The sequence below is a fragment of the Coprococcus sp. AM97-35 genome (genome assembly GCF_027697525.1).
Lineage (GTDB): Bacteria > Bacillota > Clostridia > Lachnospirales > Lachnospiraceae > Allocoprococcus > Allocoprococcus comes.
On the sequence record NZ_JAQESL010000003.1, the window covers coordinates 1 to 13,070 of the forward strand.

Here is a 13,070-nt window from a genome sequence, read left to right on the forward strand (position 1 = left end):
GCAATTCAGAATATTCTGACATTAGTTCAGCCATCCGTATAGTCAGACGGATTTCATGCTCGCATGAAAAGACGGTTGATTATACGGATGAGATGAGCGCCACACTATGAGCAAAATAGCTGCGCAGCAGCGACAAGTGCCGCAGGCACGCTTTTGCGAATGGCGCGGCTGAACGTCCCTTATTCCATTTCAGAATATAGCCTCAGCAATCGTTCTCCAACTTTTCCAAAACTTTTATTACAAGCAATTTTCCGTTCTTCCTTTTTCATCAAACGAACATCCTGACTGAAAATCGCAGTTATCTTTTCCTGAAACTCTTTTATTGTCTCTGCTTTATATACCTGTTTTTCATCTTCAAGCCATCCTTCATACACAGGAATGTTTCTTACTATTGTCGGAATTTCACAGGCAAGAGCTTCTAAAACAACGATTCCTTCCGTTTCTTCATAACTCATAAACGAAAATACGTCTGCCCCACAATATGCATCACGCAGTTCATCAGACTTTACGAATCCTGCAAACAATACATTATCCGGTTTCTTTGATATCGCCTCTTTGATTTCTGCTGTCACCAAGCTTTCATTACCGCCTCCAAACCAGATAAACTGTACTTTCGGCATCATTCTGGCCAGTTCAAGAAAATCCAGAATTCCTTTTCTTCCAATCAAATGTCCCACAGATATCACAACCTTCTGCTCTTCCGTTAGCTGATATTTTGCGCGGAAGCGTATTCTCCCCTCTGGATCAGGTTTGAAAAATTCTGTATCCACACCATTAGTAATCGAATAAATTTTTCGTTTCAATCCATACCCTTCCAACAATTTTCTGGAATACTCGGTTGGCGTCACAACAACATCCCCCAAATTATAACAAAAGCAGATCCATTTTTTAAAAATCGGCGCTGCAAGATTAGAACCAATAAAGGAATTTTTAAAATCTTCCATTGTAGAATGCCCATAATAAATCACTTTTTTCTTCTGCATTTTTGCTATAAAGGCCGCAATCACCGAATCTGGAAAAACTGTATTCATATGAACCACGGTTGCTTCTTTCCACCTGGCTGCACGCGGTGCCTCTACTGCATTCAGCATTTTCTCCTGATGCTCGATTGCTTTTCCGACACCACTTTTTTCTACAATCGGAAACCCACCTCTGTATATATATGTTTTCATAATCTTTACCCTATTCCTTTTATAATGAAAATAACATCTTAAATGCTGTCGTAAGCCCCAGACTGTAAAGTGCAATAGAAAATGGTTTTCCAAGTACAATAACTGCTGTAAACTGTTTCCACGTCATTTTTGTAGTTCCCGCAAGATAGCACAAGAAATCATCCGGTGCCACCGGGAAAAAGATTGCCAGCGCAAATAATTTCAAAAACTTACCGTCCTTCTGGGTCCATCCATCATATTTTTCTATCATTTTTTCAGAAAACATTTTGTATAAAACCGGCCTTCCTATTGTCTTTGAAATTCCAAACACTGCAATTGATCCTATACAGATACCAATATAATTATAAAGAAATCCTAGCCACGGCCCAAAAAAGATCACACCACCCAGGCAACTGACTCCACCCGGTAGGATTGGAATAATAACCTGCACAACCTGGATCAGAATAAAAACGAGCATTCCAGTATAACCGAATTTCCAGATAAATGTCTGCAAAGAATCTACCGAATTTAAAATGCCGTTTTTATATGCCCAGATTGCAAGAAGCGCACATCCGGCCAGTCCGGCTATCGAAAGCAGATTGAAAAATCTAGTCAGATTTCTCTGTTTCTTAGGCTGCATTTTCATATCGGTATTTTCGTATTTGCTGTTCATAGATTTTTTCCACTCTTTCGGCAAAATTTCCGGAAGAAAATTTTTCTGCTGAAATAGCAGCCTTGTTTTGCATCCTACCTCTTGCATTTTCACCCATCCCCTTCCATTCTTGGATTCTCATAAGATAATCTTCTTTTTTATCATACTGCCATCCATTTTCCCCATCTGTCACAACTTGTTCCAGACATCCGTCTCTTCTGCAAAGGAGCGGAATACCACCTGCAAGCGCTTCTGCATAAGTCATTCCCTGTGTCTCGCTGGTAGAAGCACTGACAAAGAGATCTCCTGCCTGATAATAGCGTCCCACTTCTTCCGGTATGATCATTCCCGTAAAAATCACATTTTTAGCAAGCTTTAGCTCTTCGACCTTTTTTTTCAGCTCCGGAAGATATGGTCCATCCCCTACAAGGACTAAAATCACCCCGGATTTTGCTGCATCTTGCTGATATTCCAGAAGCTCTTCAATGTTTTTTTCCTTTGCCATTCTGCCTACATATACCAACACCAGTGCATCCTGTGATATACCAAGCTGCATACGGATTTTTTTACGCCAGTCTTCTTTTTTACATAGCTGATATTTTTCCAGATGGATTCCAGATGGAATAACTTCCACCGGACAAGACACCTGGTATCCTTCCAATATCTTACGGATCTTATCACTGGGTGCAATTAGGGTTTCTACCGCATTTGCAAGTTTCTTTGTCATCAACTGCACAATATTTCTTCCCCATACTTTCTGCGGTGAAAAATAATGGGTATAGTCCTCGTAAACTGTATGGTACGTATGTACAATCGGAACATGAAGTTCAGATGCGATCCTTTTCGCTAAGAAAAATGTGGAAAATTCACACTGTGAATGCACAATATCCGGTTTCCACTCAAGCAACATTTCCATATAGTCACCTGCTGCCTTTGGAATTTTTAATCTTGCCTGCGGATAAATGCATCCAAGTCCAATTGATCCTGCATAAACCACATCGCCTTCTATATAAGAATGAAATGTTCTTGATAATGTAAGAATTTTTACTTCATGTCCTCTTTCTCTTAGCTGTCTGGAAAGATTCATAACTGAAGTAACAACACCGTTTATAACCGGTTCGTACCAGTCTGTTGTAATCAATACTCTCATTTATTAATTCCTCCCGTTATCTTTTTATGAGCATAGTTTAACAGGAGATTGTTAAGATATGGAAAGGGCATTTCTAAAGAATTTTTAAACAAATGCGAAATATTCATTCAAGACAATATTTCAAAAAAAGTGTATCACTTTTTAGAACTCTCTAAAAAATGATACACTTTCTATTTACTCACTTAATACATCCAATGCACTCATTGCCAAGAGCTGAACAGAAGCATGCAGATTTCTTTTTCCTTCTTCTCCGCCTGCTGCTACTGCAAACTCTTTTGTATGTGTCCCTACATGCTCTTTCAATTTCACATAAAACTGAATTGCCGGTATTTCATGGGTTACATTTCCAACATCAGTCGAACCGATTCCCTGAGTCAGGTCACGCTCTATATACTCTTCACCAATAAAGTCCATGTTCTTACGAACATACTGAACCAGTTTCTTATCATTACGCACATCTTTGATAACTTCATCCAACTGTCTTTCTTCAACTTCTGTCCTGGTTGCAATTGCCGCTCCTTTCGCACAATCACGAATAGCATCAACCATTTCCATCATATAATCATATTCCAGTGAACGAATATTAAATACTGCTTTCGCTTCATCTGTTATAGTATTATGAGCTACTCCGCCTTCTGTAATAATTCCGTGTACTCTGCTGTAATCTTTAAAATGTAAACGCATCATATCAACCGCATGGAACATTAACTGAACTCCACTCAATGCATTTGCTCCCTTCCATGGGCAAGCTGCCGCATGAGCCGGTTTTCCTTTGAAGGTGAATTCCAATGTAATTGCTGCAAAAGAAATATCATCTGGCATAGATTCATCACACGGATGCATCAGAAGTGCAGCATCAATTCCTTCAAATACTCCATGGCGAACCATAATCGCTTTGCCACTGCCCTTTTCTTCGGCCGGAGTACCTAATACTTTTAACACGCCACCTATCTCATGCTTTTCCATAACTTCCTTTAATACAATTCCTGCACCGGCTGCTGATGTTCCGATCAGATTATGTCCGCAACCATGTCCGATTTCTGGAAGACAATCATATTCTCCCATAAGTGCTACTGTTTTCCCTGGTTTTCCAGAATCAAAAACTGCTTCAAAAGACGTCGGCATTTCTGCAATTCCTCGTTTAACAACAAAGCCATGGCTTTCCAACAGTTTGCAAAGTGCTTCCTGTGATTTATATTCTTTAAATGCCAGTTCAGGGTTTGCAAAAATATAATCACTTACTTTTTCAAATTCTTCCTTTTTCTCTTTTGCAAGATTACTGATTTCCTGTTTCATTAATTCTAAATTATCCATATTCTTCACCTCTCATTTTATCTGTATGGTTTTAGATCATTCCTTTTAAAGATAAGATAATATTTGAAATTGCTGCTGATCCAAAATAAGTAGATGCCATAACCACAAAGGATACAATTACGATTTTCCAGCTGAGTTTTTTGAAAACCTCAAGCTGGTCTCCTACAGCAATTCCAGCAAAAGCAAGTAGCGGAAGTCCTACAAGTCCAAAACTATATGCACTCATTGCATTTACGATAAAATCTGCAATCGGAGATATCGGCAATGTCAAAACAAAGGATACCAGTGTAGCCCACGCAAATCCTGGAAGATTAGGTTTTTTCACAACATTTTTCAAGGTAATCGCAATCACTACCATTACAAAGCTTACCACTGTCGACTTTGCCAAATCCGGAAGTTTGCTTCCAATAGAAACCATATGTATAATTATGACAATTCCATAAATCACCAATACTATTTTAATTTGTTCTAAAATATTACTTAATGTCGATTTTTCTTGTGGAGTTTGTTTTGTATTTTCCATCTTATGCCTCCTCAGATGCTTTTTTAAATAATTTAGCCCTTAATTTTTCAATACCTGGATTAACACGATTATAATACCAGTTCGCTAATGGCAATGCCAAAAACATTTCCACATACACACCTGTTACTGCAGTTAAAAGTCCACTGGTTGCAGAATATGCAAGAATTTGTTCTGCATACATAGGTGCCGCTGCATTTGTCAACGCTGCAGTAGCCGCATTCATCATAGATGCACTTCCCATACCTGATGCCATCGCAAGTGCATAAGGATGAAATCCGATTGCTAACCCGATCGGTGCCAGGAAAGAATAGAAGAGAGTACCAAATACACTTCCGCTAATATAAGTTCCAAGTGTTCCCATTCCTTCTCTGGATTCCAGACCATATTTATCTCCGATAATACCAAGTGCCGTATCTCTGCAAAGAGAGAACGTTCCACCCACAGCACTTCTTCCTAATCCAAGGAGTAAGCCAAGCGGTAATGCAATCAGCATCGTCATCATATTTCCCGCTTCCTGAAACAGTAAAGCAGGACCTGCCTGTAAAACAATTCCAACCTTTGGACCTGCATTGATACCAAACATAATTCCAAGCGGATATAATGTAAGAGACAACAAAAACGGTGCCCGTTTAATTTCTGCGTTACTAATAAATTTCTTCAGTGGGGGAATCACTTTTCCTAATAATGTTGGAGATAAAAGAATTCCCATGATGATAACCCAGATCATCGTCAATATCTTCACGTCAATCCCCATCACCTTAAATTGAAGTGGACCAATCAGCTCCGCAATAATGCAAATAATAATAGTTGCGATCATGCAATTTACAGTCCCTGTTCTTTCTTTCACATTTCCTTCCTCCGTTTCTTCCGAATTCTTATTTGACTACAGTATAACATTGACTTCTTAAAGTGTCGACGCTCTCCATGCACCATAATGTCCCTGTTTTTTATGCACTTTGCACATTTATTATTCTTCCAAAAATATAGCATGTGCATTTCGCCCAACTATTTTCTTTCTTTTTAGGCACGCACAATATCGACTTTCCTATTTAGTAATGCTAAACTTTGCTTGTCAATTAAAAAACTATTTTAGTTAGAAAGAGAGGATTTAAGATGTTATTCAAACAATTAATAGAAGCTTTCGACATTATAGACAGTAAGAACGTAAACGGCAACTCTGTCGCATCTTATTTAAAATCCATAAAACAAGATGCGGATATTCAGGTTTATCCTTTAGTTGGACCAAAAGGTTCTACAGATATGTTAAAAATTCGCATCCCGGGTCTTCACGGAAAGACTTCCGGAGGCGATGCTCCGACAATTGGACTTCTTGGGAGATTAGGCGGACTTGGTGCTCGTCCTGAGCGAATCGGGTATGTATCTGACGGTGATGGTGCCCTCGTTGCAATTGCTCTTGCTGCCAAATTATTAGATATGCAGAATAAAGGGGATTTTTTAGAAGGTGACGTATTCATTTCTACACATATTTGTCCGGATGCACCGACCGCGCCACATGTTCCGGTTCCATTTATGGGATCACCTGTAGAAATGGCACAGGTAAATGCCGAAGAGCTCACACCGGAACTTGACGCAGTTCTCTCTGTAGATACTACTAAAGGAAATCGCGTGATCAATCACAATGGATTTGCAATCTCACCTACAGTAAAAGAAGGCTACATCCTTCGTACTTCCGAAGATCTTCTTGATTTAATGCAGATTACTACGGGAAAACTTCCAAAAGTATTTCCATTAACACAGCAGGATATCACTCCTTATGGCAATGATCTTCATCATCTAAACAGTATTCTGCAACCGGCAACTGCTACTAATGCACCTGTAGTCGGGATTGCCATCACAACAGAAACAACTGTTCCCGGTTGTGCAACCGGAGCCAGTCATATGACTGATCTTGATGAAGCTGCACGCTTTATGTTAGAAGTTGCCAAATCCTTTGGCCGTCGTTCTCTTAAATTATACGACGAAGAAGAATTCGAAAAATTACAAAGTTTATACGGTTCAATGAATCATTTCCAAAAACTGAATCCTTTCTCGTAATAGATACATACTGTTTTGAAATAAAAGATGCCCCGAAAAGGCATCTTTTATTTCAAAAATTTCTTTATTCGAAGCGCAAGCGCTATCTCAAGAATACTATTCGGATCTGACAAATCATATCCTGTCTGATTTTCAATTTTTTTAATTCTGTATATTAAAGTATTTCGATGCAAATGAAGTGCATTTGCTGTTACATTTCTTGCCCCTAAATTATTCACGAGAACTTCCAGCGTTTCTAAAAGTTCACTTTCATTTTTTTGATCATATTCAATAAACGCATTCAACTTGTCCTCCATAAACTCCTGACACATCTCATGCTTACTGATTTCTTTCATGATTCTCCAAAAGCCTGCATCTTCTATACAAAGTACTTTTGAATTGAATTCCTGGCACACTGCAATTTCTACTGCATCCCTTGCATCCTGATAAGCCTTTCCGAAACGTTGGTAGGAATTTTCGACTTTCGAAACACCTATCGCTGCAGTATATCCTGTCTTTTCCGAAATATTTTTCTGAATCTTCTCGAAATACTCCTTCGTTATAGTTTTCTCTTTTGTCCGTTTTAATATGCATTGAAAATTATCATTATTCGACAAAACAATTACTTTTTCCTCGCCAAAAGATTCTTTTATCATATTTTCGATTTTCTCAATTTTTTCATGAACAATCTCTTCCTGTAGTTCATGTAATTTTTGTTTAATTCCATCAATTTCAATATAAACGATCTGGTACGGAGGTGATGGCCATTTTTGTTCTTCGATCCGATAGTTTCCTTCTTCATTACATGTGATATTTCCTGTCAAAAGATCAATAAACAATCTTTTATCCATTTCCCGACGGTTATATTTTTCAATTCGAGAATAAATGCTATCCATCAAATTATTCTGTGATTTTATCAATGCCTCCATCACAAGATAATTCATTTCTATGAAAGGCAAATCTTCCGGCCACAAAATGATTGGGAACTGTAATTCATTAGCCAATTTGATCGCATCATCCAAAAAACAACCAATATATCTATATTTTGTCGCGAGCGCAGCTGCCTTTGCTTCATACAAATTTCTTATCAGATTCATTATTTCTTCTTTTGTGTCACTATATGCATATCCAGTTGTAATATACAAAACATTTGGGCGCATCCATGCTTTCATATCTGGTATTTCCATACAATCCACAAAGCGAACAATCCTATCAATTCCACCTTCTCCGGCTGCTAATGTACATCCTTTCGACTGTGCCAGCTCTAATACCTCTTTTACTTTTATTGACACTTTCTATTCCATCCCTTTTTATTTGTATTATAGATAAATATAGAATATCATAAAACACTGTTTTTTCAAATATCATCTTACGCTTAACTTTATCCAGATTGCGTTTCTGACCGAACGTCATTTTTTCTCATGGATTTTTTCCACACTTTTTGCTATACTATTCTCAATACTGGCACTATTAACGACATTACACAGGAGGTTCACATGAAGAAAGTGCTTCAAATATTTCAGAGAGATTTAAAGAGACTCTTACGTAGCCCTGCTGCTGCTCTCGTCATGGTGGGAGTCTGCATTCTCCCTTCTCTCTATGCATGGTTCAACATTGCCGCCAACATGGATCCCTACGGCAATACAAAAAATGTAAAAGTGGCGATTGCAAATTGTGACACCGGTGGACACACCGGTTCGATGGATCTGAATGCCGGAGCCACCATCGTACAGAATCTGAAAAAAAATCACCAGCTTGGCTGGACCTTTGTTGATGAAAAGAAAGCCAAAAGCGGTGTCCATTCCGGCAAATACTACGCTGCCATTGTAATCCCGGAGGATTTCAGCGAGTCTCTCCTCAGCATCCTTTCCGGGAATTTAAAGCAGCCGCAGCTCGACTATTATATTAATGAAAAGAAAAACGCGATCGCTCCGAAGATCACCGCCACCGGCGCAAGCACGATCCAGCAGCAGATCAATGACACCTTTTCGTCCGTTGCCGCTGACTCCATTGCGAAGATCGTGCAGAAATCGGCCGGTACACTGACCGGCAAGCTTGACGGAACAAATTCTACGCTGATGCAGGCACTTACCGATACCCGTAAGAATCTTGCTGACTATCAGAACGCCCTGAAGGATTTCCAGGCTACGGTAAAAGATTCCGGTTCTTTGATCGATGACACTCTGAAAACACTGGACTCTGTAAATGCTGTTGCCTCTTCCGGTTCTGCTGCCCTTGCAGATACATCAGATCTGCTTGCCACCAGCCGGACAGCAATCGGAACCTTTTCAACAGAATTTTCTACCAGCCTGTCAGATGGCGAGACGCTTTTAACCAATGTCTACACCTCCGCAGCCTTAAAGCTCGGAACTTTTGAGACAAAAGCCACACAGGTCAACACTGCGATCGGAGACAGTATTTCTTCTGCCAGCTCTTTAAATAAGAAAAATGCAGAAATTCTGGAAAAGCTTGCCGCCCTTCAGCAGCAGATCGGAAGTGATTCTTCCCTGTCCGGTATCGTCAGCGAAAAAATTGCAGAACTCCAGGCACAGAATGATTCTCTTCAGGAACTCATTGATTCTCTTGGGAACAGCAATTCCAGCATAGGAAATGCACTGACTACAGCAAGTAATACCAGAAGTTCTCTTGAGACACTCACTGCCCAGAACCGACAGTCTCTGCAGAATTACCGAAGCAGTCTGAACCAGTCGCTTCTGCCACAGCTGAACCAGTCACTTGACGGACTTGCCACATTAAGCGGAAGCCTTTCTTCTACTTTAACCGGGGTAAATCCGACGATCACACAGTTAAAGGTGATCCTTACCCAGTTAAAGAGCAGTTTAAACGAAAGTGCAGACGCACTTGGTCAGACCGGAGGAACTCTTGAAAGCGTAGATACTGCTCTGGAAAATATTACCGCTGACCTAAAAGCTCTGCAGAGTTCCGAAACCTACCAGCATCTGATCTCACTGGAAGGCATCGACTCAGATTCCATTTCTGATTTTATGTCCTCACCGGTTTCGATCAATTCAAAGGTACTTTATGATGTGGAAAATTACGGTTCCGGAATGACTCCGTTTTACACTAATCTGGCACTCTGGGTTGGCGGACTGATCCTGGTATCCATCTTGAAACAGGAAGTAGACAAAGACGAAACCATTTCCCGTTTTACTCCGACAACTGCTTATTTCGGACGTTGGATGCTCTTTGTCGTGGTCGGACTGATCCAGGGATTTATTGTGTGCATAGGAGATCTGCTGCTTCTGAAAGTACAGTGCGTCCACCCGGTTGCATTTGTGTGCGCTGGTATGCTCTGCTCCTTTGTGTATGTCAATCTGATCTATGCAATGGCGCTGACCTTCAAGCACATTGGAAAAGCACTTGCCGTTGTCCTGGTCATCCTGCAGATCCCTGGTTCTTCCGGAACCTATCCGATCGAGATGACACCGGTCTTTTTCCAGAGACTGCATCCGCTTCTGCCGTTCTCTTACGGAATTGGCGCTATGCGTGAGTGTATTGCCGGATTTTACAAAAATAACTACGCAAAGGATCTGCTGACCCTGCTGCTTTTCCTTCTCCTTGCATTCTTCATCGGACTGCTACTGAGACCACTTCTGATGAATCTGAACCATCTGTTCGACAAACGTCTTGCCGAGACAGATCTGATGCTGGGAGAGACTGCAACCGGTGAGCTCTCCCGCCCACAGCTTACACTGATGATGAAAACCATGATGCAGGATGAAGACGGACGGGCTGATTTTATCCGACGTGCCAACCGCTTCGAAAAACGGTATCCAAAGCTGATCCGTACCGGTTTTATCCTGATCCTTGTAATTCCACTGATCTTTCTTCTTCTGATGTTCAGTCTGGAATCCAAGATCATATACCTGACACTGTGGATCATTTCCCTGATCGTACTCGCCGTCTATCTGATCTGTGTGGAATATATTCACGACAAGACCTCCAGACAGCTTTCCTATATCCATCTGTCTGAGGAAGAATTTTTTAAAAAAGTAAAGGAGGGAAAAGACAAATGAGAAATATATGGACCATCTTCACAAGAGATATCCGGAAAATAAGAACAAATGTCATTGCTCTGATCGTCGTTCTTGGCGTCACAGTGGTTCCCTGCCTTTATGCATGGTACAACATTGCGGCAAGCTGGGATCCCTATGGGAATACCGGGAATCTGAAGGTCGCCGTGGCAAGCGTAGACGAAGGCTATATAGGAAATCTGATCCCGCTCCAGCTGAATCTTGGCGATCAGGTATTGTCTGCTCTTCGGGAGAATACACAGCTCAACTGGGTATTTACAACCAAAAGTAAAGCAATGAAGGGTGTAAAATCCGGAGAATATTACGCAGCGATCGTAATCCCGGAAGATTTCAGTACGAACCTGATGAGTGTATTTTCCAGTGATATTAAGAAACCAGAAATTACCTATTACTCCAATGCAAAAGAAAATGCCATTGCACCGAAGGTAACAGACAAAGGAGCAACCGCAGTCCAGACACAGGTCAACGAAGTATTTATCGAAACCATTTCCGATACGGTGCTGACTGCACTTCAGACTGTTGCAAATACCGCAGACTCCAGGGATTCGGATGAGCTTGCAGGTACACTGATCACAAACCTGAATAAAATCGGTTCTGATCTGTCTGCTTCTTCGACGACTCTGCATTCCTTCTCACAGATGACCGATTCTGCGCAGCAGCTTCTGGACACAACTGCCGGGTTCTTAAAAGTAACGAAAGAACAGGCTTCTGCAAATGCAGATACTCTTTCCGGTACACAGCAGTCCTTCTCCGGGATTCAGGAGACTCTGGACGGAGCTACAGACGGAATCAATACTGCGCTGACCTCTACCAAAAGCTTTTACGAGCAGATGTCACAGACGATCGATCAGGCATTCCAGTCGCAGTCACAGGATGCTTCTTCTGTTGCCAGCACCCTTGACCTTCTTAGCGACCGTGTCAATGCGATCGTACAGTCTTACCAGGGAATCCGTGACAGCATTGCACAGATTGCAGATGCACACCCGGAGCTGTCTGATCTTACCGCACCAATCCTTGCAAAGTTGGATGACTCCATAGCTGTTCAGGGAGAACTTCGTGATAAACTCACAAACGCAGCATCTTCTCTTCGCGATACAGCCGGCAGCGTAACGACCTCCAAAAAAGAGCTAGATGATCTGATCAGTTCCAGCATTTCAGGAATTACTGCTGTCAAATCTGACTATGAAACCAATGTATCCGGTTCTCTAAAACAGCTGTCTGGCTCCCTTGGTTCTACCAAAAATGATCTGTCCGATCTGCTCTCCCAGCTTGGTGCAAGTGCAGATGGAATTTATACCCTTGCCTCCTCCGCAGGTTCTGATCTGTCACAAATCCAGAAGGCTCTGGAGACCTCTTCTGATCTGTTGGAGACAGCATCCAAAAAGATTACCGATACAACTTCCAGGTTAAGCCAGATGGAGGCAACCGGAGACTTTTCCGAACTGGAAGACCTGATTTCCGGCGATAAGAACAGCATCAGCTCCTTCCTCGCTGCACCGGTAGAGCTGAAAACCAACAAAGTGTACCCGATTGAAAATTACGGTTCTTCCATGGCCCCATTCTACTCTACACTTTCCATCTGGATCGGCGGAATTGTCCTGGTTGCCATGCTCAAGGTCACTGTATCCGAAAACAGCACCACCGGGCTTAAACATCTGAAGCTCCATCAGATTTATCTTGGAAGATACCTTATCTTCCTGATTCTCGGGCTTTTGCAGAGCACCCTTATCTGCCTCGGTGATCTGTTCTACCTTGGCATCCAGTGCAAGCACCCGTTCCTCTTCCTCCTTGCCGGATGGATATCCAGCATCGTATATGTCAATATCATTTATACACTGACTGTCTCCTTCGGCGATATCGGAAAAGCGGTCAGTGTTGTGCTTCTGGTTATGCAGGTAGCCGGAACCGGTGGAACCTTCCCGATCGAAGTCGCACCTAGATTCTTCAAAGCGGTGTATTCACTGTTTCCATTTACCCACAGTATGGCAGCACTGCGCGAAGCAGTCGGTGGACTGTATGCTATGGATTACTGGATCGATATTGGAAAGCTTTGTATCTTCCTTGTTGTATTCCTGGTCATGGGACTGGTGCTTAGGAAGCCGATCATTAAGGTGAATGAGGCGTTCTCAGAGAAGCTGGAAGAGACGAAGATTATGTAATTTTCAATATTTTTTACCAGAATACGTTGGAT

10 protein-coding genes are annotated in these 13,070 nt (G+C 41.5%); 3 read left to right on the forward strand and 7 right to left on the reverse strand.

The genetic code is table 11. The annotated features are described in order from the left end of the window. Positions 1-179: 179 nt before the first annotated feature. The 6 genes from PG840_RS03375 to PG840_RS03400 all read right to left on the reverse strand — a co-directional run bounded on the left by PG840_RS03375 (position 180) and on the right by PG840_RS03400 (position 5,637). Positions 180-1,172, reverse strand: a complete 993-nt coding sequence (locus PG840_RS03375; protein ID WP_270205880.1) for a glycosyltransferase — start codon at positions 1,170-1,172, stop codon at positions 180-182. Between the two features lie 19 nt (positions 1,173-1,191). Further along, a complete protein-coding gene (locus PG840_RS03380; RefSeq protein ID WP_195250979.1) occupies positions 1,192-1,797 on the reverse strand; it encodes a TVP38/TMEM64 family protein in 606 nt (201 codons plus the stop codon). Then, positions 1,781-2,953, reverse strand: a complete 1,173-nt coding sequence (locus tag PG840_RS03385) for a glycosyltransferase family 4 protein (RefSeq protein WP_195250967.1) — start codon at positions 2,951-2,953, stop codon at positions 1,781-1,783. Before PG840_RS03385 ends, PG840_RS03380 begins: the two co-directional genes overlap by 17 nt. Positions 2,954-3,127: 174 nt before the next feature. Beyond that, complete coding sequence (locus PG840_RS03390) at positions 3,128-4,267, reverse strand: M20 family metallopeptidase (RefSeq protein WP_117557830.1); 1,140 nt, start codon at positions 4,265-4,267, stop codon at positions 3,128-3,130. Between the two features lie 31 nt (positions 4,268-4,298). Beyond that, positions 4,299-4,790 (reverse strand): hypothetical protein, encoded by a 492-nt coding sequence (locus PG840_RS03395; protein ID WP_117823568.1) that lies wholly within the window; start codon positions 4,788-4,790, stop codon positions 4,299-4,301. Position 4,791: 1 nt separating this feature from the next. Then, entirely contained in the window at positions 4,792-5,637 is an 846-nt protein-coding gene (locus tag PG840_RS03400) for a DUF3100 domain-containing protein (RefSeq protein WP_044999066.1), read from the reverse strand. 266 nt (positions 5,638-5,903) lie between these two features. Between PG840_RS03400 and PG840_RS03405 the strand changes: the two genes are divergently transcribed. Continuing rightward, the gene (locus PG840_RS03405; RefSeq protein WP_008373020.1) at positions 5,904-6,845 is read left to right on the forward strand and encodes a DUF1177 domain-containing protein; all 942 of its coding nucleotides are present in this window, start codon (positions 5,904-5,906) and stop codon (positions 6,843-6,845) included. A gap of 47 nt (positions 6,846-6,892) precedes the next feature. On the opposite strand, the gene PG840_RS03410 is transcribed toward PG840_RS03405, so the two are convergent. Then, the gene (locus PG840_RS03410) at positions 6,893-8,116 is read right to left on the reverse strand and encodes a PucR family transcriptional regulator (RefSeq protein WP_118199288.1); all 1,224 of its coding nucleotides are present in this window, start codon (positions 8,114-8,116) and stop codon (positions 6,893-6,895) included. A 204-nt stretch (positions 8,117-8,320) separates the two neighbouring features. Here PG840_RS03410 and PG840_RS03415 point away from each other — a divergent pair, with 204 nt between their 5' ends. Together PG840_RS03415 and PG840_RS03420 are read left to right on the forward strand one after the other, a co-directional pair. Next, entirely contained in the window at positions 8,321-10,861 is a 2,541-nt protein-coding gene (locus PG840_RS03415; protein ID WP_270205882.1) for a YhgE/Pip domain-containing protein, read from the forward strand. Continuing rightward, positions 10,858-13,038 (forward strand): YhgE/Pip domain-containing protein, encoded by a 2,181-nt coding sequence (locus tag PG840_RS03420; RefSeq protein WP_270205883.1) that lies wholly within the window; start codon positions 10,858-10,860, stop codon positions 13,036-13,038. The genes PG840_RS03415 and PG840_RS03420 overlap by 4 nt, the downstream gene beginning before the upstream one ends. Positions 13,039-13,070 lie beyond the last annotated feature (32 nt).

What these genes read in the sequence shown, in the direction of transcription:
- PG840_RS03375 (WP_270205880.1), bottom strand. Translation starts at nt 1,172, where the DNA reads ATGAAAACATATATATACAGAGGTGGGTTTCCGATTGTAGAAAAAAGT.
- PG840_RS03380 (WP_195250979.1), bottom strand. Translation starts at nt 1,797, where the DNA reads ATGAAAATGCAGCCTAAGAAACAGAGAAATCTGACTAGATTTTTCAAT.
- PG840_RS03385 (WP_195250967.1), bottom strand. Translation starts at nt 2,953, where the DNA reads ATGAGAGTATTGATTACAACAGACTGGTACGAACCGGTTATAAACGGT.
- PG840_RS03390 (WP_117557830.1), bottom strand. Translation starts at nt 4,267, where the DNA reads ATGGATAATTTAGAATTAATGAAACAGGAAATCAGTAATCTTGCAAAA.
- PG840_RS03420 (WP_270205883.1), top strand. Translation starts at nt 10,858, where the DNA reads ATGAGAAATATATGGACCATCTTCACAAGAGATATCCGGAAAATAAGA.
- PG840_RS03395 (WP_117823568.1), bottom strand. Translation starts at nt 4,790, where the DNA reads ATGGAAAATACAAAACAAACTCCACAAGAAAAATCGACATTAAGTAAT.
- PG840_RS03405 (WP_008373020.1), top strand. Translation starts at nt 5,904, where the DNA reads ATGTTATTCAAACAATTAATAGAAGCTTTCGACATTATAGACAGTAAG.
- PG840_RS03415 (WP_270205882.1), top strand. Translation starts at nt 8,321, where the DNA reads ATGAAGAAAGTGCTTCAAATATTTCAGAGAGATTTAAAGAGACTCTTA.